The sequence below is a fragment of the Streptomyces sp. NPDC102490 genome (assembly GCF_044765285.1).
GTDB lineage: Bacteria > Actinomycetota > Actinomycetes > Streptomycetales > Streptomycetaceae > Streptomyces.
In genome coordinates this window covers 103,318-127,878 of record NZ_JBIWJU010000016.1, presented here as the reverse complement: position 1 = coordinate 127,878, position 24,561 = coordinate 103,318, and the positions used below count along the sequence as shown (strand labels likewise).

19 protein-coding genes are annotated in these 24,561 nt (G+C 70.9%); 14 read left to right on the top strand and 5 right to left on the bottom strand.

Features of this window, described 5'->3' with window-relative positions; translation table 11 throughout:
* Positions 1-5 precede the first annotated feature (5 nt).
* Genes ACIRGB_RS32380 through nuoN form a run of 13 tightly spaced genes read left to right on the top strand, consistent with a single transcriptional unit; the run spans position 6 to position 15,769 of the window.
* The gene (locus tag ACIRGB_RS32380) at positions 6-560 is read left to right on the top strand and encodes an NADH-quinone oxidoreductase subunit B family protein (protein ID WP_031141109.1); all 555 of its coding nucleotides are present in this window, start codon (positions 6-8) and stop codon (positions 558-560) included.
* Positions 557-1,312 (top strand): NADH-quinone oxidoreductase subunit C, encoded by a 756-nt coding sequence (locus tag ACIRGB_RS32375; RefSeq protein WP_403872446.1) that lies wholly within the window; start codon positions 557-559, stop codon positions 1,310-1,312. The genes ACIRGB_RS32380 and ACIRGB_RS32375 overlap by 4 nt, the downstream gene beginning before the upstream one ends.
* Positions 1,309-2,631 (top strand): NADH-quinone oxidoreductase subunit D, encoded by a 1,323-nt coding sequence (locus tag ACIRGB_RS32370; RefSeq protein WP_403872444.1) that lies wholly within the window; start codon positions 1,309-1,311, stop codon positions 2,629-2,631. The genes ACIRGB_RS32375 and ACIRGB_RS32370 overlap by 4 nt, the downstream gene beginning before the upstream one ends.
* Complete coding sequence (gene nuoE / locus ACIRGB_RS32365; RefSeq protein ID WP_403872442.1) at positions 2,628-3,500, top strand: NADH-quinone oxidoreductase subunit NuoE; 873 nt, start codon at positions 2,628-2,630, stop codon at positions 3,498-3,500. Before ACIRGB_RS32370 ends, nuoE begins: the two co-directional genes overlap by 4 nt.
* A complete protein-coding gene (gene nuoF, locus ACIRGB_RS32360; protein ID WP_171987339.1) occupies positions 3,497-4,846 on the top strand; it encodes an NADH-quinone oxidoreductase subunit NuoF in 1,350 nt (449 codons plus the stop codon). The genes nuoE and nuoF overlap by 4 nt, the downstream gene beginning before the upstream one ends.
* Positions 4,843-7,347 (top strand): NADH-quinone oxidoreductase subunit G, encoded by a 2,505-nt coding sequence (locus tag ACIRGB_RS32355; RefSeq protein WP_403872440.1) that lies wholly within the window; start codon positions 4,843-4,845, stop codon positions 7,345-7,347. The genes nuoF and ACIRGB_RS32355 overlap by 4 nt, the downstream gene beginning before the upstream one ends.
* Positions 7,344-8,723: an NADH-quinone oxidoreductase subunit NuoH gene (gene nuoH / locus ACIRGB_RS32350; protein ID WP_403872438.1), complete on the top strand. Its 1,380-nt coding sequence runs from the start codon at positions 7,344-7,346 to the stop codon at positions 8,721-8,723. Before ACIRGB_RS32355 ends, nuoH begins: the two co-directional genes overlap by 4 nt.
* Entirely contained in the window at positions 8,716-9,393 is a 678-nt protein-coding gene (nuoI, locus tag ACIRGB_RS32345) for an NADH-quinone oxidoreductase subunit NuoI (protein ID WP_403872436.1), read from the top strand. The genes nuoH and nuoI overlap by 8 nt, the downstream gene beginning before the upstream one ends.
* Positions 9,390-10,262, top strand: a complete 873-nt coding sequence (locus tag ACIRGB_RS32340) for an NADH-quinone oxidoreductase subunit J (RefSeq protein WP_403872434.1) — start codon at positions 9,390-9,392, stop codon at positions 10,260-10,262. The genes nuoI and ACIRGB_RS32340 overlap by 4 nt, the downstream gene beginning before the upstream one ends.
* Entirely contained in the window at positions 10,259-10,558 is a 300-nt protein-coding gene (nuoK, locus tag ACIRGB_RS32335; protein ID WP_003974374.1) for an NADH-quinone oxidoreductase subunit NuoK, read from the top strand. The genes ACIRGB_RS32340 and nuoK overlap by 4 nt, the downstream gene beginning before the upstream one ends.
* A 14-nt stretch (positions 10,559-10,572) precedes the next feature.
* Positions 10,573-12,537 (top strand): NADH-quinone oxidoreductase subunit L, encoded by a 1,965-nt coding sequence (gene nuoL, locus ACIRGB_RS32330; protein WP_403872433.1) that lies wholly within the window; start codon positions 10,573-10,575, stop codon positions 12,535-12,537.
* Between the two features lie 5 nt (positions 12,538-12,542).
* Positions 12,543-14,114, top strand: coding sequence for an NADH-quinone oxidoreductase subunit M (locus tag ACIRGB_RS32325; RefSeq protein WP_403872431.1), 1,572 nt, complete (start codon positions 12,543-12,545; stop codon positions 14,112-14,114).
* A complete protein-coding gene (gene nuoN / locus ACIRGB_RS32320) occupies positions 14,111-15,769 on the top strand; it encodes an NADH-quinone oxidoreductase subunit NuoN (protein WP_403872430.1) in 1,659 nt (552 codons plus the stop codon). The genes ACIRGB_RS32325 and nuoN overlap by 4 nt, the downstream gene beginning before the upstream one ends.
* Before the next feature lie 88 nt (positions 15,770-15,857).
* Here the strand turns inward: nuoN and ACIRGB_RS32315 are convergent, their stop codons facing one another.
* Positions 15,858-16,457: a Uma2 family endonuclease gene (locus ACIRGB_RS32315; protein ID WP_403872428.1), complete on the bottom strand. Its 600-nt coding sequence runs from the start codon at positions 16,455-16,457 to the stop codon at positions 15,858-15,860.
* 190 nt (positions 16,458-16,647) lie between these two features.
* Between ACIRGB_RS32315 and recQ the strand changes: the two genes are divergently transcribed.
* Positions 16,648-18,666, top strand: coding sequence for a DNA helicase RecQ (recQ, locus tag ACIRGB_RS32310; protein ID WP_403872426.1), 2,019 nt, complete (start codon positions 16,648-16,650; stop codon positions 18,664-18,666).
* A gap of 39 nt (positions 18,667-18,705) precedes the next feature.
* On the opposite strand, the gene ACIRGB_RS32305 is transcribed toward recQ, so the two are convergent.
* Genes ACIRGB_RS32305 through ACIRGB_RS32290 form a run of 4 tightly spaced genes read right to left on the bottom strand, consistent with a single transcriptional unit; the run spans position 18,706 to position 24,560 of the window.
* Complete coding sequence (locus ACIRGB_RS32305; protein ID WP_403872424.1) at positions 18,706-21,426, bottom strand: fumarate reductase/succinate dehydrogenase flavoprotein subunit; 2,721 nt, start codon at positions 21,424-21,426, stop codon at positions 18,706-18,708.
* Positions 21,427-21,437: 11 nt separating this feature from the next.
* Positions 21,438-22,322: an ABC transporter ATP-binding protein gene (locus ACIRGB_RS32300; protein WP_403872422.1), complete on the bottom strand. Its 885-nt coding sequence runs from the start codon at positions 22,320-22,322 to the stop codon at positions 21,438-21,440.
* Complete coding sequence (locus tag ACIRGB_RS32295; protein ID WP_403872421.1) at positions 22,300-23,196, bottom strand: ABC transporter permease; 897 nt, start codon at positions 23,194-23,196, stop codon at positions 22,300-22,302. Before ACIRGB_RS32295 ends, ACIRGB_RS32300 begins: the two co-directional genes overlap by 23 nt.
* Positions 23,193-24,560 (bottom strand): ABC transporter substrate-binding protein, encoded by a 1,368-nt coding sequence (locus ACIRGB_RS32290; protein WP_403872419.1) that lies wholly within the window; start codon positions 24,558-24,560, stop codon positions 23,193-23,195. Before ACIRGB_RS32290 ends, ACIRGB_RS32295 begins: the two co-directional genes overlap by 4 nt.
* Position 24,561: the final 1 nt, after the last annotated feature.

Below are 24,561 nucleotides of genomic sequence, written 5' to 3'. Positions count from 1 at the left end.
TTGACATGGGACTCGAAGAAAAACTGCCGAGCGGCTTCCTGCTGACCACCGTCGAGCAGGCCGCGGGCTGGGTGCGCAAGTCATCCGTCTTCCCGGCCACGTTCGGCCTCGCCTGCTGTGCCATCGAGATGATGACCACCGGCGCCGGCCGCTACGACCTGGCGCGCTTCGGCATGGAGGTCTTCCGCGGCTCGCCGCGGCAGGCGGACCTGATGATCGTCGCGGGCCGGGTCAGCCAGAAGATGGCGCCGGTGCTGCGGCAGGTCTACGACCAGATGCCGAACCCGAAGTGGGTCATCTCCATGGGGGTCTGCGCCTCCTCGGGCGGCATGTTCAACAACTACGCCATCGTCCAGGGCGTCGACCACATCGTCCCGGTCGACATCTACCTCCCCGGCTGCCCGCCGCGGCCCGAGATGCTGCTGGACGCCATCCTCAAGCTCCACCAGAAGATCCAGAGCTCCAAGCTCGGTGTGAACGCCGAGGAGGCGGCCCGCGAGGCGGAGGAAGCAGCGCTCAAGGCCCTGCCCACGATCGAGATGAAGGGGCTGCTGCGGTGAGCGACGCGAACAACACCGCGGGTGACGCGAACGGTGTGAACCCCGAGAAGGACCTGTCCGCGGAGAACCTCCCCGGCCAGCGGGGCCAGGGCGGCGAGGAGATCCGCGTCCAGCGCGGCATGTTCGGCGCCGCCAACGGCGGCGACACTTCCGGCTACGGCGGCCTGGTCCGCTCCGTCCGGCTCCCCGGACCGGCGAGCCGCCCCTACGGCGGCTGGTTCGACGAGGTCGCCGACGAACTCGAGGGCGCGCTGGAGGAGCAGGGGCTCCTGCCCGACAACGCCATCGAGAAGACGGTCGTCGACCGGGGCGAGATGACCTTCCACATCGAGCGCGAGCACCTGGTCCGCGTCGCCCGCACCCTGCGCGACGACCCCGCCCTGCGCTTCGAGCTGTGCACCGGCGTCAGCGGCGTCCACTACCCGCACGACAAGGGCCGCGAGCTGCACGCCGTCTACCACCTGCGCTCGATCACCCACAACCGGCTGATCCGCCTCGAAGTCAGCGCGCCCGACAGCGACCCGCACATCCCGTCGCTGTTCTCCGTCTATCCGACGAACGACTGGCACGAGCGCGAGACGTACGACTTCTTCGGCATCGTCTTCGACGGTCACCCGGCCCTGACGCGGATCATGATGCCGGACGACTGGCAGGGCTTTCCGCAGCGCAAGGACTACCCCCTCGGCGGCATCCCCGTCGAGTACAAGGGCGCCCAGATCCCGGCTCCGGACCAGCGGAGGTCGTACTCGTGAGCACTTCCCACGCCTCCCCCAGGGAGACGACCGAAGGCACCGTCTACACGGTCACCGGCGGCGACTGGGACGAGGTCGTCCAGTCCGCGGCCCGCGCCGACGACGAGCGCATCGTCGTCAACATGGGCCCCCAGCACCCGTCCACACACGGTGTCCTCCGCCTCATCCTGGAGATCGACGGCGAGACGGTCACCGAGGCCCGCTGCGGCATCGGCTACCTGCACACCGGCATCGAGAAGAACCTCGAGTACCGGACCTGGACGCAGGGCACCACGTTCGTGACGCGCATGGACTACCTGACGCCGTTCTTCAACGAGGCGGCGTACTGCCTGGGCGTCGAGAAGCTCCTCGGCATCGAGGACCAGATCCCGGACCGGGCCACGATCATCCGGGTCATGCTCATGGAGCTGAACCGGCTCTCCTCGCACCTGGTGGCCATCGCCACCGGCGGCATGGAGCTGGGCGCCACCACGATCATGATCTACGGCTTCCGTGATCGTGAACTGATTCTCGACATCTACGAGCTGATCACCGGCCTGCGGATGAACCACGCGTACATCCGCCCGGGCGGACTCGCCCAGGACCTGCCGCCGGGCGCGGTGGACCAGATCCGCGAGTTCGTGAAGAAGATGAACAAGAACCTCCCGGAGTACGACAAGCTCGCCACCGGGAACCCCATCTTCAAGGCCCGCATGCAGGACGTCGGCTACCTCGACCTGGCCGGCTGCATGGCGCTGGGCGCCACCGGCCCCGTCCTCAGGTCCACCGGCCTCCCGCACGACCTGCGCAAGTCCCAGCCGTACTGCGGCTACGAGACGTACGACTTCGACGTCCCGACCGCCGACACCTGCGACTCCTACGGCCGCTTCCTGATCCGGCTGGAGGAGATGCGCCAGTCGCTCAGGATCGTCGAGCAGTGCCTGGACCGGCTCCAGCCCGGCCCGGTCATGGTCGCCGACAAGAAGATCGCCTGGCCCGCCCAGCTCGCCCTGGGACCGGACGGCCTCGGCAACTCCCTCGACCACATCAAGAAGATCATGGGCACCTCCATGGAGGCCCTGATCCACCACTTCAAGCTGGTCACCGAGGGCTTCCGGGTGCCGCCGGGACAGGCGTACACGGCGGTCGAGTCGCCCAAGGGCGAGCTCGGGGTGCATGTCGTCTCCGACGGCGGCACCCGCCCCTTCCGGGTCCACTTCCGCGACCCGTCCTTCACCAACCTTCAGGCCATGGCGGCGATGTGCGAGGGCGGCCAGGTCGCCGACGTCATCGTCGCCGTGGCGTCCATCGACCCCGTGATGGGAGGCGTCGACCGGTGACCACCTCTTCTTCGGAGCGGGGCGTCAGCCTGGGCATGCCGGAACTGCCCGCGCCCGCCTACCCGGACGACGTCCGGGCCCGGCTGGAGACCGACGCGCGCGAGGTCATCGCCCGCTACCCGGACTCCCGGTCCGCCCTCCTGCCGCTGCTGCACCTGGTGCAGTCGGAGGAGGGGCACGTCACGCGCACCGGGATGCGGTTCTGCGCGGACATGCTGGGCCTCACCACCGCCGAGGTCACCGCGGTCGCCACCTTCTACACCATGTACCGGCGCGGGCCGAGCGGCGACTACCAGGTCGGCGTCTGCACCAATACGCTCTGCGCGGTGATGGGCGGCGACGCGATCTTCGAGTCCCTCCAGGAGCACCTCGGCGTCGGCAACGGCGAGACCACCGAGGACGGCAAGGTCACCCTGGAGCACATCGAGTGCAACGCGGCCTGCGACTTCGCCCCGGTCGTGATGGTCAACTGGGAGTTCTTCGACAACCAGACCCCGGCGAGCGTCAAGTCCCTCGTCGACGACCTGCGCGCGGGACGCCCGGTGACGCCCACGCGCGGGGCGCCGCTGTGCACCTTCAAGGAGACCGCCCGGATCCTGGCGGGCTTCCCCGACGAGCGGGACGGCGCCGTCGCGGCCGGCGGCAGCGCGGGTCCCGCATCCCTGGCCGGGCTCAAGCTCGCCAAGGGCGAGGCGTCCGCGGCGCGCGTGGTGCACCCGCGGGACGGCGGGCCGCACGACGCGTCGCAGGACCGGGACGTGCACGACCCGTCCCCGACGGAACACCTCAGCTCGCACGACGCGCCGCAGGACACATCGGCGTCCGACCCTTCCAACCCGGCAGGGCCCACCGCCGAGGAGGGGGAGTGATGACCGTGGCAGCCGAGATCAGGGGCAGCAGCCCGGAGAAGCTGCTCGCACCCGTGCTGTCGGCCTTCTGGGACGAGGACGAGTCGTGGACTCTCGACGTCTACCGGAGGCACGAGGGGTACGAGGGGCTCCGCAAGGCGCTGGCGATGGCGCCGGACGACCTGATCGCGTACGTCAAGGAGTCCGGTCTGCGCGGACGCGGCGGTGCCGGGTTCCCGACCGGGATGAAGTGGCAGTTCATTCCGCAGGGGGACGGCAAGCCTCATTATCTAGTTGTCAACGCCGACGAGTCGGAGCCGGGGACCTGCAAGGACATCCCGCTCCTCTTCGCGAACCCGCACAGCCTCATCGAGGGCATCGTCATCGCGTGTTACGCCATCAGGTCTTCGCATGCCTTCATCTACCTGCGTGGTGAAGTCGTCCCAGTGCTGCGGCGGTTGCACGAGGCCGTGCGCGAGGCCTACGCGGCCGGCTTCCTCGGCGAGAACATCCTGGGCAGCGGACTCGACCTCACCCTCACCGTGCACGCGGGCGCGGGCGCGTACATCTGCGGTGAGGAGACCGCACTGCTCGACTCGCTCGAAGGCCGCCGGGGTCAACCGCGGCTCCGTCCCCCCTTTCCTGCCGTCGCGGGCCTCTATGCCTGCCCGACTGTGGTGAATAACGTCGAATCGATCGCTTCAGTTCCCGCGATCCTGAACAAGGGCAAGGACTGGTTCAGGTCGATGGGCAGCGAGAAGTCCCCGGGCTTCACGCTCTACTCGCTCAGCGGCCACGTCGCGGGCCCCGGCCAGTACGAGGCCCCGCTGGGCATCACGCTGCGCCAGCTCCTCGACATGAGCGGCGGCATGCGCCCCGGCCACCGCCTCAAGTTCTGGACGCCGGGCGGCTCCTCGACGCCGATGTTCACCGACGAGCACCTCGACGTCCCCCTCGACTACGAAGGAGTGGGCGCCGCCGGTTCCATGCTCGGCACCAAGGCGCTCCAGTGCTTCGACGAGACGACCTGCGTCGTGCGCGCCGTCACCCGCTGGACCGAGTTCTACGCCCACGAGTCCTGCGGCAAGTGCACACCCTGCCGCGAGGGCACGTACTGGCTCGTCCAGTTGCTGCGCGACATCGAGGCCGGCAAGGGACAGATGTCCGACCTCGACAAGCTGAACGACATCGCCGACAACATCAACGGCAAGTCCTTCTGCGCCCTCGGCGACGGTGCCGCCTCGCCGATCTTCTCCTCGCTCAAGTACTTCCGCGAGGAGTACGAGGAGCACATCACGGGCCGCGGCTGCCCCTTCGACCCGGCCAAGTCGACGGCCTGGGCCGACCGCACGGAGGTGAAGGCATGACAGTGACCACCAATGCTCCCTCGGGAGGGGGAGAGGCGGCGGTCCCGCCGGAGGACCTCGTATCGCTGACGATCGACGGCGCCGAGATCAGCGTGCCCAAGGGCACCCTGGTCATCCGGGCCGCCGAGCAGCTCGGCATCGAGATCCCCCGGTTCTGCGACCACCCCCTCCTCGACCCGGCCGGCGCCTGCCGCCAGTGCATCGTCGAGGTCGAGGGCCAGCGCAAGCCCATGGCGTCCTGCACCATCACCTGCACCGACGGCATGGTGGTGAAGACGCAGCTCAGCTCGCCCGTCGCCGAGAAGGCCCAGCACGGGGTGATGGAGCTGCTGCTCATCAACCACCCGCTGGACTGCCCGGTCTGCGACAAGGGCGGCGAGTGCCCCCTCCAGAACCAGGCGATGTCCCACGGCCAGGCCGACTCCCGCTTCGAGGGCAAGAAGCGGACCTACGAGAAGCCCGTGCCGATCTCCACGCAGGTCCTGCTCGACCGCGAGCGCTGCGTGCTGTGCGCCCGCTGCACCCGCTTCTCCAACCAGATCGCGGGCGACCCGATGATCGAGCTGATCGAGCGGGGCGCGCTCCAGCAGGTCGGCACCGGCGAGGGCGACCCCTTCGAGTCGTACTTCTCCGGCAACACCATCCAGATCTGCCCGGTCGGCGCGCTCACCTCGGCGGCGTACCGGTTCCGCTCCCGGCCCTTCGACCTGATCTCCTCGCCCTCCGTGTGCGAGCACTGCTCCGGCGGCTGTGCCACCCGCACCGACCACCGGCGCGGCAAGGTCATGCGGCGCCTCGCGGCCAACGAGCCCGAGGTCAACGAGGAGTGGATCTGCGACAAGGGACGCTTCGGGTTCCGGTACGCGCAGCAGCGGGACCGGCTCACCACGCCGCTGGTGCGCAACGCGGAGGGCGAGCTGGAGCCGGCCTCCTGGCCGGAGGCGCTCCAGATCGCCGCGCAGGGACTGCTCGCCTCCAGGGGCCGCACCGGCGTCCTGACCGGCGGACGGCTCACCGTCGAGGACGCCTACGCGTACAGCAAGTTCGCGCGCGTGGCGCTCGACACCAACGACATCGACTTCCGCGCGCGCGTGCACAGCGCCGAGGAGGCCGACTTCCTGGCCGCCCGGATCGCCGGACGGGGCCGCGACCTCGACGGCACCGGCGTCACGTACACGTCGCTGGAGAAGGCGCCCGCGGTCCTGCTGGTCGGCTTCGAGGCCGAGGAGGAGGCGCCCGGCGTCTTCCTCAGGCTGCGTAAGGCCTGGCGGGGGCACGGGCAGAAGGTCTTCTCGCTGGCCACGCACGCCACGCGGGGCCTGGAGAAGGCGGGCGGCACCCTGCTCCCCGCCGCTCCCGGCACCGAGACCGAGTGGCTGGACGCCCTCGCGAGCGGCGTCGGCCTGGAGGAGGGCGGCGCCCAGGCGGCCGAGGCCCTGCGCGCCGAGGGCGCCGTGATCGTCGTCGGCGAGCGGCTGGCGTCCGTGGCCGGCGGACTCACCTCCGCCGTACGGGCCTCGGCGGCGACCGGCGCCCGGCTGGTGTGGATCCCGCGCCGGGCCGGTGAGCGCGGCGCGATCGAGGCGGGCGCGCTGCCGTCGCTGCTGCCCGGCGGCCGTCCGGCGACCGACCCGCGCGCGCGTGAGGAGGTCGCCACCCTGTGGGGTCTGGCCGACCTTCCGCACCGCTACGGCCGCGACACCGGCGAGATCGTCGAGGCCGCCGCCCGGGGCGAACTCCAGGCGCTGCTGGTGGCGGGCGTGGAGGTCGCCGACCTGCCCGACCCGGCACGCGCGCGTGCGGCACTCGACGAGGCCGGGTTCGTGGTGTCGCTGGAGCTGCGGCCCAGCGAGGTCACCGAACGCGCCGACGTGGTCCTGCCCGTCGCCGCGGTCGCCGAGAAGCCCGGCACCTTCCTCAACTGGGAGGGCAGGGTGCGCTTCTTCGAGGCCGCGCTCAAGCCCGACCAGATGACCCGCCGGCTCGCTCCCACCGACGCCCGCGTCCTGCAGATGCTGGCCGACGCCATGGACGTGCACCTGGGCCTGCCCGATCTGCGCACCACGCGCGCGGAGATCGACCGGCTCGGCGCCTGGGACGGGCCGCGGGGCGGCGAGCCGTTGCAGACCGCGAGCGCGCTGCCGCGGCCGGCCGCCGGAGAGGCCGTACTGGCCGGGCACCGGCTGCTGCTCGACCAGGGCCTGCTCCAGCAGGGCGACGAGGCGCTCGCCGGCACCCGGCACGCCGCACACGCGCGCGTGTCGGCCGCCACGGCCGCCGAGGCGGGCGTCAAGGACGGCGATCTCCTCGCCGTGACCGGACCGGCCGGAGCCGTCGCGTTCCCGCTCCAGGTCACCGAGATGCCCGACCGGGTGGTCTGGCTCCCGCTGAACTCGGCCGGCACCGGCGTCGCCTCCGACGCCGGAGTACTGCCCGGAACCCTCGTCCGCATCGGTCCGGCGGTGCCCGCGGGCGCCGCCCCCAAGGAGGTGGAGGCATGAGCCCGTACCTCGCCGCTGAAGACCTCTCGATGTTCGGCACCGACCCCTGGTGGCTGGTCGTCCTCAAGGCGGTGTTCTGCTTCGCCTTCCTGATGGTGACCGTGCTGTTCTCCATCGTGTGGGAGCGCAAGGTCGTCGCCTGGATGCAGCTGCGCATCGGCCCGAACCGGCACGGCCCCTGGGGCATGCTCCAGTCGCTCGCCGACGGCATCAAGCTGATGCTCAAGGAAGACGTCATCGTCAAGCGCGCCGACAAGGCGGTGTACGTCCTCGCGCCGGTCGTCGCGGCCATCCCGGCCTTCATGGCGATCGCGGTGATCCCCTTCGGGCCGGCCGGCAACGAGGTCTCGATCTTCGGCCACCGCACCGCCATGCAGCTCACCGACCTGCCGATCGCGATGCTGTTCATCCTGGCGGTCGCCTCGGTCGGCATCTACGGCATCGTGCTCGCCGGCTGGAGCTCCGGATCGACGTACCCGCTGCTCGGCGGATTGCGCTCGTGTGCCCAGATGATCTCCTACGAGATCGCGATGGGCGCCGCGTTCGCCTCGGTGTTCCTCTACTCCGGTTCGATGTCGACCTCGGAGATCGTCGCCCAGCAGGACGACCGCTGGTACATCGTGTTGCTGCCGGTCTCCTTCATCCTCTACATCGTCACGATGGTCGGCGAGACCAACCGCGCCCCCTTCGACATGCCCGAGTCCGAGGGCGACCTGGTGGGCGGCTTCAACACCGAGTACTCGTCGATCAAGTTCGCGATGTTCATGCTCGCCGAGTACGTGAACATGGTGACGGTCTCGGCGGTCGCCACCACGCTGTTCCTCGGCGGCTGGCGGGCCCCGTGGCCGATCAGCACCTTCTGGGAGGGCGCCAACCACGGCTGGTGGCCGCTGCTCTGGTTCGTGGTCAAGGTCCAGCTGCTGCTGTTCTTCTTCATCTGGCTGCGCGGCACCCTGCCCCGGGTCCGCTACGACCAGTTGATGAAGCTCGGCTGGAAGGTCCTCATCCCGGTCTCCCTGGTCTGGCTGATGCTGGTCGCCACCGTGCGGGCCCTCAGGAACGAGAACTACGGCTTCAGCGACATCGCCCTCTACATCGGCGGCGGCGTCCTGGTCCTGCTGCTGTTGTCCTTCCTCGTGGACATGTACCGCGACAAGGGCGGCAAGGCCGCCGAACCGCCCGTCGAGGAGGAGGCCGCCTTCGACCCGATGGCCGGCGGATTCCCCGTCCCGCCGATGCCCGGACAGCAGGTGCCGCCGGTGCCCAGGCGCCGTCCCCGCCGGGAGCGGGAGCTGATTGTCAGTGGCGGGCCCGATACTCACAGTGACGGACCTGTGGGCGGATCTACGGATGGAAAGGAGGCGTCCGATGGCTGAGGAACACAAGGAACAGAGGGAGACCACGGAACACGTGGAACACAAGGGGACCGACCCCGGTTTCATGAACCCCGTGGCCGGCTTCGGCGTGACCTTCAAGGCCATGTTCAAGAAGCGGCTGACCGAGCAGTACCCGGAGCAGCAGAAGACCACCGCTCCGCGCTTCCACGGACGGCACCAGCTCAACCGCCATCCGGACGGCCTGGAGAAGTGCGTCGGCTGCGAGTTGTGCGCCTGGGCCTGCCCCGCCGACGCCATTTACGTCGAGGGCGCGGACAACACCGACGAGGAGCGCTACTCGCCGGGCGAGCGGTACGGCCGCGTCTACCAGATCAACTACGCCCGCTGCATCCTGTGCGGCCTGTGCATCGAGGCCTGCCCCACGCGCGCGCTGACGATGACCAACGAGTTCGAGCTGGCCGACTCCAGCCGCGCCAACCTCATCTTCACCAAGGAGCAGCTGCTCGCCGGTCTGGAGGAGGGCATGGTCGACTCGCCGCACGCCCTCTACCCCGGCACCGACGAGCAGGACTACTACCGGGGTCTGGTGACCGAGGCCGCGCCCGGCACGGTCCAGCAGGTCGCCCACTCCAAGGGGGAGGTCGTCCAGGAGGGCGACTCCACCTTCGGCGGGACGGAACCGGCGTCGGAGGAGGTGATCCGCCGATGAGCGCGCAGCTCGCCGCCTACTCCACTTCCACCGGAGAGGCCGTCCAGTTCTGGATCCTCGGCACCGTCGCGGTGATCGGCGCCCTGTGCACCGTCTTCATGAAGAAGGCCGTGCACAGCGCGCTGTGCCTCGCCGGGACCATGATCGTCCTGGCGGTCTTCTACCTCGCCAACGGCGCCTACTTCCTCGGCATCGTGCAGATCGTCGTCTACACCGGCGCCATCATGATGCTGTTCCTGTTCGTGGTGATGCTCGTCGGCGTCACCGCGGCGGACTCGCTGAAGGAGACCATCAAGGGGCAGCGCTGGCTGGCCCTGCTGTCCGGGCTCGGCTTCGGCATCCTGCTGATCGCCGGCATCGGCAACGCCTCAGTCACCGAGTTCACCGGCCTCGCCCAGGCCAACGCGAACGGCAACGTGGAGGGCATCGCGTCCCTCATCTTCACCAAGTACGTCTTCGCCTTCGAGATCACCGGCGCCCTGCTCATCACGGCCGCCGTCGGCGCCATGGTGCTCACCCACCGCGAGCGCACCGAGCGCGCACGGACCCAGCGCGAGCTGTCCGAGCAGCGCGTCCGCGACGGCAAGTACCTGCCGCCGCTGCCGGCCCCCGGCGTGTACGCCCGGCACAACGCGGTCGACATCGCGGGCCTGCTGCCCGACGGCACCCCGTCCGAGCTGACCGTCAGCAAGACGCTGCGCGAGCGGGGCCAGATCCGCGACGTGTCGATGGAGGCACTGGGCGACCTGAAGGCGCTGGAACAGCGGGCCGAGGAGCGGCTGGAGCGCAAGGCCGTCGGCCCGGCGGGCTCCGGACGGCGCGAGACCGGGCGGTCCGACTCCCAGCGGTCCGAGGAGGCGTCGAAGTGAATCCCGTCAACTACCTCTACCTCGCGGCCCTGCTGTTCACGATCGGCGCCACCGGCGTGCTGATCCGGCGCAACGCGATCGTGGTCTTCATGTGCATCGAGCTGATGCTCAACGCCTGCAACCTCGCGTTCGTCGCCTTCTCCCGCATGCACGGCAATCTCGACGGCCAGATCATCGCCTTCTTCACGATGGTCGTCGCCGCCGCGGAGGTCGTGGTCGGGCTCGCGATCATCGTGTCCCTGTTCCGTTCCCGCCACTCGGCCTCGGTCGACGACGCCAGCCTGATGAAGCTGTGAGGGGCTGCTGAAACGTGGAGAACCTGATTGCGCTGCTGGTGGCGGCGCCCCTGCTAGGAGCGGTCGTCCTGCTGTGCGGCGGACGCCGGCTGGACCGCGTCGGCCACTGGATCGGCACCCTGCTGGCCGCCGTGTCCTTCGTGCTCGGCGTCGTCCTCTTCGCCGACCTGCTCGGCAGCGGCGCCGAGGACCGCACCCTGACGCAGCACCTGTTCAGCTGGATCCCGGTGGAGGGCTTCCAGGCCGACGTCGCCTTCCGGCTCGACCAGCTGTCCATGACGTTCGTCCTGCTGATCACCGGCGTCGGCTCGCTCATCCACCTGTACTCGGTCGCGTACATGGAGCACGACGAGCGCCGCCGCCGCTTCTTCGGCTATCTGAACCTGTTCCTCGCGGCGATGCTGATCCTCGTCCTCGCCGACAACTACCTGCTGCTGTACGTCGGCTGGGAGGGCGTCGGTCTCGCCTCCTACCTGCTGATCGGCTTCTGGCAGCACAAGCCCAGCGCCGCCACCGCCGCGAAGAAGGCCTTCCTGGTCAACCGCGTCGGCGACATGGGCCTGTCCATCGGCATCATGCTGATGTTCCTGTGGTTCGGCACCTTCGCCTTCGGGCCGGTGCTCGGCGGTCACGGGGAGGCCGGGCTGGCGGCCGGGGCGGACGAGGGCAAGCTCACCGCGATCGCCCTGATGCTGCTGCTCGCCGCCTGCGGCAAGTCCGCCCAGGTGCCGCTCCAGTCCTGGCTCGGGGACGCGATGGAGGGCCCGACCCCGGTCTCGGCCCTCATCCACGCCGCGACCATGGTGACGGCGGGCGTGTACCTGATCGTCCGCTCCGGCGCCATCTTCAACGGCGCGCCCGACGCGCAACTGGTGGTCACCATCGTCGGCGCGGTCACGCTGCTGTTCGGTGCGATCGTCGGTTGCGCCAAGGACGACATCAAGAAGGCGCTGGCCGGTTCGACCATGTCGCAGATCGGCTACATGGTGCTCGCCGCGGGCCTCGGCCCCATCGGCTACGTCTTCGCGATCATGCACCTGGTGACGCACGGCTTCTTCAAGGCCGGGCTGTTCCTCGGCGCCGGTTCCGTCATGCACGGCATGAACGACGAGGTCGACATGCGCCGCTACGGCGGACTGCGCAGGTACATGCCGGTCACCTTCGTCACCTTCGGCCTCGGCTACCTCGCCATCATCGGCTTCCCGGGCCTGTCTGGCTTCTTCTCCAAGGACAAGATCATCGAGGCGGCGTTCGCCAAGGGCGGCACCGAGGGATGGATCCTCGGCGCCTGCGCCCTGCTGGGCGCGGCCATCACCGCGTACTACATGACGCGCGTGATGCTGATGACGTTCTTCGGCGAGGAGCGCTGGCGCAACGCCCCGACGCCGTCGCCGGCCAAGCCCGACGTGGAGCCCGCCGCCGAGACGCGCGGCGCGTACGAGCCGCCGCACCCGCACGAGTCGCCGGGGCTCATGACGATCCCGATGATCGTGCTGGCCGTCGGATCGGTCGCGGGCGGTGCCTTCTTCAGCATCGGCGACCGCTTCCTGCACTGGCTGGAGCCCATCACCGGCCACAGCCACGGCGACGCGCCGATCAGCGCCGGTACGGTCACCGGGGCGACGGTGGCCTGCATGGTCATCGGCGTCGCCGTCGCCTGGGCGCAGTACGGGCGCCGTCCGGTCCCGGCCGTCGCCCCGCGCGGTTCGCTGCTCACCCGGGCCGCCCGCCGCGACCTGCTCCAGGACGACTTCAACCACGTGGTCCTGGTCCGCGGCGGCGAGCACCTCACGCGCTCCCTGGTCTACGTCGACCACACCCTGGTCGACGGAGTCGTCAACGGCACGGCGGCCTCGGTCGGCGGCCTGTCCGGGCGGATGCGCAAGCTGCAGAACGGCTTCGCGCGCTCGTACGCGGTCTCGATGTTCGGCGGTGCGGCGCTCCTCGTCGCCGCGACCCTGCTGATGAGGGCGGTCTGATACCGATGTCCTTTCCCTTGCTGACAGTCACGGCGGCCCTCCCGGCCGTCGGGGCGATCGCCACGGCAGCCGTGCCGGCCGCGCGACGCACCGCGGCCAAGTGGCTGGCGCTGCTGGTCTCGCTGGCCACGCTCGCGCTGGCGGTCACGGTCCTGGTCCGCTTCGACCCCGGCGGCGACCGCTACCAGCTCACCGAGTCCCACTCCTGGATCGCGGACTTCGGCGTCCGGTACGAACTGGGCGTGGACGGCATCGCGGTGGCGCTGATCGCGCTGACCGCCCTGCTGATCCCGTTCATCATCCTCGCGGGCTGGCACGACGCCGACCCGCTGGAGACCGGCAGCAGCCGGTGGCGGCCGACGCAGGGCTTCTTCGCCCTGATCCTGGCCGTCGAGGCGATGGTGATCATCTCTTTCGAGGCCACCGACGTCTTCCTCTTCTACATCTTCTTCGAGGCCATGCTGATCCCGCTGTACTTCCTGATCGGCGGCTTCGGCGACCGGGCTCACGAGCACGGCGAGAAGACCGCGGCGACCCAGCGGTCGTACGCGGCCGTGAAGTTCCTGCTCTACAACCTGGCCGGCGGTCTGATCATGCTGGCCGCGGTGATCGGCCTCTACGTGGTCGCCGGGAACTTCTCCCTCACGGAGATCGCCGAGGCGCGGGCCAACGGTTCGCTGGACATGGCGACCAGCACCGAGCGGTGGCTGTTCCTCGGCTTCTTCTTCGCCTTCGCGGTGAAGGCGCCGCTGTTCCCGCTGCACACCTGGCTGCCCAACGCCATGGGGGAGGCGACCGCGCCGGTCGCCGTGCTCATCACGGCGGTCGTCGACAAGGTCGGCACCTTCGCGATGCTCCGCTTCTGCCTCCAGCTCTTCCCGGAGGCCAGCAAGTGGGCGACACCGGTCATCCTGGTCCTGGCGGTCATCAGCATCATCTACGGCGCGCTGCTCGCGGTCGGCCAGCGTGACATCAAGCGGCTGATCGCCTACGCGTCGATCTCGCACTTCGGCTTCATCATCATGGGCATCTTCGCGATGACCAGCCAGGGCCAGTCCGGCGCCACGCTGTACATGGTCAACCACGGCATCTCGACCGCGGTGCTGATGCTGATCGCCGGATTCCTGATCTCGCGGCGCGGCTCGCGGCTCATCGCCGACTTCGGCGGTGTGCAGAAGGTCGCCCCGATCCTGGCCGGCACCTTCCTGATCGGCGGCCTGGCGACCCTGTCGCTGCCGGGACTCGCGCCCTTCGTCAGTGAGTTCCTGGTCCTGGTCGGCACGTTCACGCGCTACCCGGTGATCGGCATCATCGCCACCCTGGGCATCGTCCTCGCCGCGCTCTACACCCTCGTCCTCTACCAGCGGACGATGACCGGCCCGGTGAAGGCCGAGGTGAGCGGGATGCCCGACCTGCGGGTGCGCGAGCTGGTGGTGGTGGCACCGCTGGTGGCGCTGCTGATCTTCCTGGGCGTCTTCCCGAAGCCCGTGACGGACATCGTCAACCCGGCGGTGGAACAGACCATGTCCGACGTACACAAGACGGACCCCCAGCCTGAGGTGGAGGCGGCCAAGTGAGCGCAACAGCCGTCCACAGCCTGTGGACAACGGCGGCGACGGCGGCCGACCCGATCGCCAAGATCGACGCGCCGAAGATCGAGTACGGGCAGCTGTCGCCCGTCCTCATCGTCATCGGCGCGGCGATCATCGGCATCCTGGTCGAGGCCTTCGTGCCGCGCAGGTCCCGTTACTACGTCCAGATGTTCGTGTCCGCCGTCGCCCTGATCGCGGCGTTCGCCGCGGTCGTCGCGCTCGCCGCGCGCGGGTACGGCACGACCAAGGCCGGCATCACGGCGATGGGTGCCGTCGCCGTCGACGGACCGGCCCTGTTCCTTCAGGGCACCATCCTGCTGACCAGCCTGGTCGGCCTGTTCACCTTCGCCGAGCGGCGCCTGGACCCGGAGGTGCACGGCAACCGCGTCGACTCCTTCGCCGCGCAGGCGGCGGCCGTACCGGGCAGCGAGAGCGAGCAGAAGGCGGTCAAGGCGGGCTTCACCACCACGGAGGTGTTCCCGCTCCTGCTCTTCGCCGTCGTCGGCATGCTGGTCTTCCCGGCGGCCAACGACCTGCTGACGCTCTTCGTGGCCCTGGAGGTCTTCTCTCTCCCGCTGTACCTGCTGTGCGCGCTGGCCCGCCGCAAGCGGCTCATGTCGCAGGAGGCGGCGGTCAAGTACTTCCTGCTCGGCGCCTTCGCCTCCGCGTTCACCCTGTTCGGCATCGCCCTGCTCTACGGCTACGCGGGCTCCATGTCGTACGGCACGATCGCCCAGGTCGTCGACGGCACCGTCCAGAACGTCACCCCGGCGCTCGCCGACACCATGGGCAACGACGCGCTGCTGCTCGTCGGCTCCGCGCTGATCGTCATGGGCCTGCTGTTCAAGGTGGGCGCCGTGCCGTTCCACATGTGGACGCCGGACGTGTACCAGGGCGCGCCGACGCCCGTGACCGGCTTCATGGCGGCGGCGACCAAGGTGGCCGCCTTCGGCGCCCTGCTCCGCATCCTCTACGTCGTCCTGCCCGGCCTGCGCTGGGACTGGCGGCCGGTGATGTGGGGCGTGGCGATCATCACGATGCTGGGCGGTGCGATCGTCGCGATCACGCAGACCGACATCAAGCGGCTGCTGGCGTACTCGTCGATCGCCCACGCGGGCTTCATCCTCGCCGGTGTCATCGCGACCACGCCGGAGGGCATCTCGTCCGTCCTCTTCTACCTGGCCGCGTACTCCTTCGTCACGATCGGCGCCTTCGCGGTCGTCACGCTGGTGCGCGACGCGGGCGGCGAGGCGACGCACCTGTCGAAGTGGGCCGGGCTCGGCCGCAGGTCGCCGCTGGTGGCGGCCGTCTTCGCGGTGTTCCTGCTGGCCTTCGCCGGCATCCCGCTGACCTCCGGGTTCTCGGGGAAGTTCGCCGTGTTCAAGGCGGCGGCGGAGGGCGGCGCGGCCCCGCTGGTCGTGATCGGTGTGATCTCGTCGGCGATCGCGGCGTTCTTCTACATCCGGGTGATCGTGCTCATGTTCTTCAGCGAGCCGCGCCCGGAGGGCCCGACGGTCGCGGTGCCGTCCCCGCTGACGATGACGGCGATCGGCGTCGGCGTGGCGGTCACGGTGGTGCTCGGCGTGGCGCCGCAGTACTTCCTGGACCTGGCAGGTCAGGCGGGGGTGTTCGTGCGCTGACGCCGCGCCTGCGGCGCTGCGGTATCGCGGATGTGGTCCGGCCCTCTTCCCGGGGGTGCCGGACCACAGCCGTGTGGGTGGGGGGGGGCTACTCGCCGCCGCGGCGCGCTTTGATGGCGGTCAGATCCAGGTCTACCGGGAAGGGCGCGCTCACCTTCATGCGTTCGCGGAAGATGCCGACGCTGGTGTAGGCGCCGGTGGTGGGCTCCAGCTCGAAGGCGTGGACGACGGCGAGCCCCTTCTCGTTCTCCACCCGCCAGTAGTGGGCGATACCGGCCCGGGAGTACTTCAGGGGCTTGGTCTCGCGGTCGCGAGAGACGGAGTCCGGCGAGGTGACCTCCACGGCCAGCACGACCTCGGCCGCAGGTACGCGGGTCTGTTCGAGGCACGTCAATGCCGCTTCCCGTAGGACGATCACGTCAGCCTCCAACCGGTTCTGCCGGTCCACGTCGATGCTGAACCTGCACAGAACGTCGAGCCCCTGTACGGCGGCCGTGGAGAGCCGCCGTCCGAAGAAGCTCGTGGCCCGCTCGTGAAAGGCCGACTGCGGGCAGGGGAAGACGAGCACCGCGTCGAGAAGTTGCGTGTGCAGGGGCAGGCCGGGAAGGCGGTCCAGGTCGTCAGCGGTCCAGCCGCCATCAGGAGGCACCGGCCATTCAGTGGGCGGGGCTTCGCGCGCCATTCTCACTCGTCCCTGCTGATAGGAGGTGGACGGTGCAGCAGGTTATCGGTTATCGGCTCGTAGCTTTCTGTGACGGACTGCGCCTGTGGATAACTCCCGGGCTGTCGGCGCGGGCCCCTATCGTTGAGGCAGTGGTCGGGGCAGGACGGACCAGGCAGACCGGACGGGCGAGGCAGTATCCACGGGGGACGAGACGATGGGCGGGACGGGCGTGATCGGCGAGATGGCAGGGACGGCGCAGGTGAGGGACGGGGACAGCGAGGCGCTGGCCACCCTGCACCGGGTCTTCGGGTACGACGCTTTCCGCGGCGAGCAGGAGGCGGTCGTCGAGCACGTGATCGCCGGTGGTGACGCCGTCGTGCTCATGCCGACAGGCGGCGGAAAGTCGCTGTGCTACCAGATTCCGTCCCTGGTCAGGCCCGGGACGGGCATCGTGGTCTCGCCGCTGATCGCGCTGATGCAGGACCAGGTCGACGCGCTGCGGGCGCTCGGTGTGCGGGCCGGGTTCATGAACTCCACCCAGGACTTCGACGAGCGGCGCGTGGTGGAGGCCGAGTTCCTCGCCGGAGAGCTGGACCTGCTCTACCTGGCGCCCGAGCGGCTGCGCCTGGACAGCACCCTCGACCTGCTCTCCCGCGGCAAGATCTCCCTCTTCGCCATCGACGAGGCGCACTGCGTCTCCCAGTGGGGCCACGACTTCCGGCCCGACTACCTCGCCCTGTCGCTGCTCGGCGAGCGCTGGCCGGACGTGCCCCGGCTCGCGCTCACGGCGACGGCCACCGACGCCACCCACCGCGAGATCACCGAGCGGCTGAACATGCCGGCGGCGCGGCACTTCGTGGCCAGCTTCGACCGCCCCAACATCCAGTACCGGATCGTGCCGAAGTCCGACCCCAAGAAGCAGCTCCTGGGCTTCCTGCGCGAGGAGCACCCCGGGGACGCGGGCATCGTGTACTGCCTCTCGCGCAACTCCGTCGACAAGACCGCCGAGTTCCTCTCGCGCAACGGCATCGAGGCGGTGCCCTACCACGCGGGCCTGGACGCGGGCACCCGCGCGGCGCACCAGTCGAGGTTCCTGCGCGAGGAGGGCCTGGTGGTCGTGGCGACCATCGCCTTCGGCATGGGCATCGACAAGCCGGACGTGCGGTTCGTCGCCCACCTGGACCTGCCCAAGTCGGTCGAGGGGTACTACCAGGAGACCGGCCGTGCGGGGCGGGACGGCCTGCCCTCCACGGCCTGGATGGCGTACGGCCTCAACGACGTCATACAGCAGCGCAAGCTGATCCAGTCCGGCGAGGGCGACGAGGCGTTCCGCCGCCGGGCCCAGTCCCACCTGGACGCCATGCTCGCCCTGTGCGAGACCGCCCGGTGCCGCCGCGGCCAGCTCCTCGCCTACTTCGGCCAGGACCCGGACCGGGCCGGCTGCGGCAACTGCGACACCTGCCTGGCCCCGCCCGAGACCTGGGACGGCACGGTGGCGGCGCAGAAGGTGCTGTCGACGGTGGTGCGGCTGAAGCGGGAGCGCGGGCAGAAGTTCGGCGCCGGGCAGATCATCGACATCCTGCTGGGCAAGCGCACCGCCAAGGTGATCCAGTTCGACCACGACCAGCTCTCCGTGTTCGGCATCGGTGAGGAGCTGACCGAGGGCGAGTGGCGGGGCGTCGCCCGGCAGCTGCTCGCCCAGGGCCTGCTCGCCGTCGAGGGGGAGTACGGCACGCTGGTGCTGACCGAGACCAGCGGCGAGGTCCTGCGGCGGGAGCGGGAGGTGCCGCTGCGCAAGGAGCCCAAGAAGCCCGTCACGGCCAGGTCGACCGGCGGTGGACGCGGCGAGCGCAAGGCGAAGGCCGCCGCGGCCGAGCTGCCCGCGGAGCTGGTCCCCGCCTTCGAGGCGCTGCGCGCCTGGCGTGCGGAACAGGCCCGCGAGCAGGGCGTCCCGGCGTACGTCATCTTCCACGACGCCACCCTCCGGGAGATCGCCACCGTCTGGCCCACCTCGGTGGCGCAGCTCGGGGGCATCAGCGGCGTCGGCGAGAAGAAGCTGGCGACGTACGGGGAGGGCGTGATCGAGGTGTTGGCCGGACTGGAGGGACCGGGTTCCGCCCCGGCGCCCGACCCGGCCCCGTCGGCCCGCCCGGGCACCGGGCCCGCTTCGCACTCCGGGGCGGACGACTGGCCCGAGCACGAGCCGGAGCCCGAGCCCGACGACTGGATATAGGGGCTCGCCGGGGGGAAGCCCTCGTGTCCGTCCGTGGCGTCACAACGCCCGGGTCGCGTACGCCCTGACGTCGGCGTCCGTGTCGCCGGTGACGGTCGCGAGCGCCGTCCGGGCGTCCTCGGTGGTCGCCGTGTGCCGGGTCAGGGCGAGGACGGCCGCCTTGCGGACGTCGGCGTTCCGGTCGGCGAGGGCCTTGGCGAGGACGGGGACCGCGCGGTCGGGACCGGCGGCGGACAGCGCGGTGGCCGCGCCCGCCCGCACCTGCCAGGCGGGGTCGGACAGCGCGGTGACCGCACGGGCCGCCAGTGGGGCGGGGCAGCCCGTGTCCGCCAGGGCCGCGAGAGCGGCGCCGCGGACCAGGACGTCGGGGTCCTCGGTGAGCCGGTCGAGGGCGCCGCCGGTGCGGGGCGCCGCCCGCAGCGTCCCCAGCGCCTTGGCGACCGCGACCCGCACCTCCCGGGACGGATCGGCGGCGGCCGGGGAGAGGGCGTCCGCGGCGTCCAGCGAGACCAGCCCGCGCACCGCTTCGATGCGCACCGGGACATCGGCGTCGCGCAGGGCCGTGGCGAAGGTTCCGGCGCTGCCCAGCCGCAGGATGCGCAGCAGGTCGAGGGCGGTGGCCCGGACCACGGGGTCGGGCTGGGCCAGTGCCTCGGCGAGGGGCTCGCCCAGGGCGGGCTCGGGCGTCAGCGTCTCGGCCAGTTCACGCAGCGAGGCGGCCGCGGCCGAGCGCACCTCGCCGTCCGGATCGGACAGGGCGGCGGCGAGCGCCGGACCGGTACCGGCCGGGACGGTCTCGGTGAGCATGGTGACCGCCGTGCGCCGGACGCCCGGTTCGGGATCGGACAGGTACGGGCGGAGGGCGGAGAGTTCGGGCTCGCTCTCGGCCAGGGCGAGCAGCTCCAGCAGCCGGGGAGAACCGGCGGCGCCCGGCTCGGCGGTCGCGGTGACCGCGGTGGCCGTGGGGCGGATGCCGTTGGCGAGGGGCGCGGCATCGCGGGCCCCGGCCGTCGCCACCTGCTCCGGGTGCACCTCGCCGAGGTGCCGGGAGGGGCCGCCGACCGGCGTGAACTCGTCGATCGGCACCAGATAGGGAGCCACGGGACGAGCCGTGAACTCCATCGCACCGGAGGGGGACTTGTGCAGATCGAGGTGGTGGAACCAGGACGCGTCGTCCCGCTCGGGGATGTCGACCCGCTCGTGGTACAGGCCCCAGCGGGACTCCGTGCGGGCCAGGGAGGCCCGGGCGGCCATCTCCGCGCAGTCGCGGATGAAGGTGACCTCGGCGCAGCGCATCAGCTCGTGCGGGGTGCGGGCGCCCATCGCCGCGATGTCCGCGCGCATCCGCTCGAAGGACTCCAGGGCGAGCGACAGCCGGGCGCCGGACTTCGGCGGCGCCACATAGTCGTTGACGAAGCGCCGCAGTTTGTACTCGACCTGCGGCTGCGGCGGGCCGTCGGGGTTGCGCAGCGGGCGGTAGACCAGCTCGTGCGCCTCGCGCAGCTGCTCGGCCGGCAGTTCGCCCGCGTAGGGCGTGTACCGGGCGGCGTCCGCGCCCGCCAGGTCGCCGAAGACGAACGCGCCGATCATGTAGTTGTGCGGTACGCAGGCCAGGTCACCGGCCGCGTAGAGGCGGGGGACGGTGGTGCGGGCGTGGTCGTCGACCCGGACGCCGGAGGCGGAGTGGCCGCCGCACAGGCCGATCTCCGAGATGTGCATCTCGACGTCGTGGGTGCGGTAGTCGTGCCCGCGGCCCGCGTGGAAGGTGCCGCGTGTCGGCCGTTCGGTGGAGTGCAGGATGGATTCCAGGGCGGAGACGGACTCCTCCGGGAGGTGGCTGAGCTTCAGGTACACCGGGCCGCGGTCGCTGGCGACCTCCGCCGCGAACTCGGCCATCATCTGGCCCGACCAGTAGTCGGAGTCGACGAAGCGCTCGCCGTGCCGGTTGACCTGGTAACCGCCGAAGGGATTGGCGACGTAGGCGCACGCCGGGCCGTTGTAGTCCTTGATCAGCGGGTTGATCTGGAAGCACTCGATGCCGGTCAGTTCGGCGCCCGCGTGGTAGGCCATGGCGTAGCCGTCACCGGCGTTGGTGGGGTTCTCGTAGGTGCCGTAGAGGTAGCCGGAGGCGGGCAGACCGAGCCGGCCCGCGGCGCCGGTCGCGAGGATCACGGCACCGGCGCGGACGGTCACGAACCGCCCCGTGCGGGTGTTGAAGCCCGCCGCGCCCACCGCCCGCCCCTCCGCGGTCAGGACCCGCACCGGCATCACACGGTTCTCGATGCGGATGCGTTCGCGCATCTCGCGCCGCCGCAGCTGCCGGTACAGGACCTTCTTGACGTCCTTGCCCTCCGGCATCGGCAGCACGTAGGAGCCGGACCGGTGCACCTGGCGGACGGCGTAGTCGCCGTGCTCGTCCTTCTCGAACTTCACCCCGTACGACTCCAGCCGCTGGACCATGGCGAAGCCGCGGGTGGCGGTCTGGCGGACGGTGGACTGGTCGACGATGCCGTCGTTGGCGCGGGTGATCTCGGCGACGTAGTCGTCGGGTTCGGCGCGGCCGGGGACGACGGCGTTGTTGACGCCGTCCATGCCCATGGCGAGGGCGCCGGAGTGACGGACGTGGGCCTTCTCCAGCAGCAGCACGTCCGCACCGTGCTCGGCGGCGGTCAGCGCGGCCATGGTGCCGGCGGTGCCGCCGCCGATGACGAGGACGTCGCAGGAGAGTTCTTCGGCGTCGGTGAGCGCGGGGATCTCCACCAGGTGGCCTTTCAGGTGCCGAGGGATGTCAGGACGTCGCGCCGCAGCGCCACGCGGGCCGGGTCGTCGTGCGCGGCGCGGTCCCGGGGGCGGGGCACGTCGCGTACGGCGGTCAGGCGGCCGGCGCCGAGCAGGGCGACGCGGTCGCCGAGGAACAGGGCCTCGTCCACGTCGTGGGTGACGAAGACGACGGTCGCGCCCGTGCCGTGCAGTACCTCCACCAGCAGGTCCTGCATGCCGGCGCGGGTCTGGGCGTCGAGGGCGCCGAAGGGTTCGTCCATCAGGACGGCGCGGGGACGCCCGGCCAGCGCACGGGCCAACTGGGCGCGCTGGCGCTGTCCCCCGGAGACCCGGTGCGGCAGCTGCCCGGCCTGTGCGGCGAGGCCGACCCGCTCCAGCCAGGCCGTCGCCTGTTCCCGGCGTTCGGTGCGGGGCAGGCCATGGATGGCGAGGGGGAGTTCGACGTTGCCGCGCAGGGTGCGCCAGGGCAGGAGGGCGTCCTCCTGGAAGACCAGCGCCCGGTCCGCGCCCGGGCCCACGACGGGGCGCCCGTCCTGTTCCGCCGTTCCGGCCAGCGGCGGCAGCAGGCCGGCCAGGGTGCGCAGCAGCGTCGACTTGCCGCAGCCCGAGGGCCCGACCACGGTGAGGATCTCGCCGGGGGAGACGTCGACGTCCACACCGCTCACCGCGGCGGCGTCCGGGCGCCCGAGGGTGGCGTCGCGCAGCGCGAGCCGCGCACCGCGGCCGGCCGCCCCGCCACCGGCCGGCGGCCGGGCCCCGGTACCGGCCCCAGCCGCGACCCCGGCCCCGGTACCCGTTCCGGTCTCGGCGTCGGTCCCGGTCCCGGTCTCCGTCTCAATCCCGGTCTCAGTCTCAGTCTCGGACGAGGTACTCATCGCGTGCCTCCTCGGAGTGGGCGCGGGTGTCCTTGCGTACGGCGGCGCGGGCGGGCGACGGCGGCGCACCGGCCCGTGCGGGTTTCGGACGGGCGGTGGGGACGTACGCCGTGCGCGGCAGCCAGCGGGTGAGGCGGCGGCCCAGCAGTTCCACGGCCGTGGAGGTCAGCCAGCCGAGCGCGCCGATGGTGACCATGCCGACGAAGACGCCCGGGTAGTCGACGACCGTGTAGTCCTGCCAGGTGCGGTACCCCACGCCGTACTGACCGGAGATCATCTCGGCGGAGATCACACAGATCCACGAGACGCCGATGCCGACCGACAGACCACCGAAGACACCGGGCAGCGCGCCCGGCAGAACAACCGAGCCGAGGACCCGCCACCGGCCGCCGCCCATGGTGCGGACCGCCTCCTCCCACACCGGGGTCAGCGCGCGTACCGCGTGCCGGGTGGAGACCAGGACGGGGAAGAAGGCGGCGGCGCAGGTGATGAAGACGATGCCCTGTTCGTTGGACGGGAAGAGGAGGATCGCCACGGGGACGAGGGCGATGGCGGGAATGGGCCGGATCACTTCGAGGACCGGGCCGAGCAGGTCCTCGGCGAGCCGCGAGCGGGCCACCAGCACGCCCGTGGCCACGCCCAGGACGGCGGCGAGCAGGAAGCCGGTGAGGATGCGGGTCAGGCTGTCGGTGAGGTCGGTCCAGTAGTCCGCCCCCGCCAGCCGGTCGGCGAAGGTGTGGGCCACGTCGGTGACGGTGGGGAACTGCGAGAAGCGCAGCCACAGGTCGATGTCCTGGGCGGTCAGCAGCTGCCACAGGCCCAGGGCGACGGCGAGCGAGGCGATCCGCAGGGCGTAGCGGGCGTAGCGGTTCACGACGCCCGCTCCAGTGCCTCGGCGTACGGGACGACGCGCGCTCCGCCGTGCCCGGCGACGTACGCCCGCGCGGTCTCGGGTGCGACGAAGGGCAGCAGGTCACCGCCGTCGGCCACCCACACCGCCTGGTCGGCGAACCACAGGGTGCCGGTGGTGCTGTCGGGCACGTAGGCGGCGCGGACCTCGTCGCGATGCCCGGCCACGTGCCGCAGCAGCGCGGCGGGGGAGGAGAAGGACAGGGTCTTCTCCGCGCCCTGGGGCCAGACCTCGCCGGCCGGTTTCGGGGGCGTGGCGGCGAGCCGCTCGGCGTACTCGGCCGGTCCGAGCGCCTTCTTCACGTACTGGTCGTCGACGAAGGCGTCCACGTCCACGTCGCCGGTGAGTTTCGCGTCCTTGAGGATCGAGACGTCCTCCTTGAGGGCTTCGACGAGCTGCGGCTTGACCGCCGGGTCGAAGGTGGCGATGCCCTGGGCGCCGTTGTAGAGGTAGACGGTTTCGGCGGGCAGGCCGGTGGCCTTCGCGACCTGCTCCGCGGCGGCCACCGGATGCGCGTTCAGGTAGTCGGTCGCCTGCGTCTGGGCCCTCAGGAACGCCTCCAGCACGGCGGGGTGCTTCTTGGCGAAGTCCTCGACGGCGGTGACGCCGTGGAAGGTGGGCAGGTTCAGCTGCGCTCCGTCGTACAGGGCCTTCGCCTTGCCCTGGTGGGCGAGCAGGCCGGGCCAGGCGACGAACTGCGACAGGGCGTCCGCGCTTCCCGCGTCCAGGGCCGAGGCACCCACGGCGGGCTGCTGGTTGAGCTTCTCGATGTCCTCGGCGGGGTCGAGACCGGCGCGTTGCAGGGCGCGGACAAGGGTTCCGTCGGCGGCCGAGCCGACGCTCGTCGAGACCTTCTTGCCCTTCAGGTCCTTCAGGGAGGTGAGAGAAGAATCGGGTGGGACGACGATGGTGTTGAGGCCGCCGCGGAGGTTGTAGCCGGTGACCGAGACCAGACGGGTCGGCCTGCCGAGCTGCTTGCCGCGGGCCGCGTTGATGAGCAGCGGGAAGTCGCCCATCGAGCCGATGTCGATCTTCCCGGCGGTCATCTGGGCGGTGATGGGCGCACCGGTCGCGTAGTCCTGCCAGTCGACCTTGTAGGTGATGCCGTCGCCGAGGGAGTTGAGCTGCTTCTCGAAGGAGCCGAGGGAGCGCAGGAGGGTGCCGGCGGTGACCGTGTTGATCGTCCTGGACTGGTAGCCGACCGTCACGGTGACCGTGGAGCCGTCCCCGTCGGCGGACGCGTCGCCGCCGCAGGCGGTGAGGGGGAGGAGCAGGGCCACGGCGGCAGCGGCGGCGGTGACGGGGAGCGGGGTGCGTTTCGCCTTCATG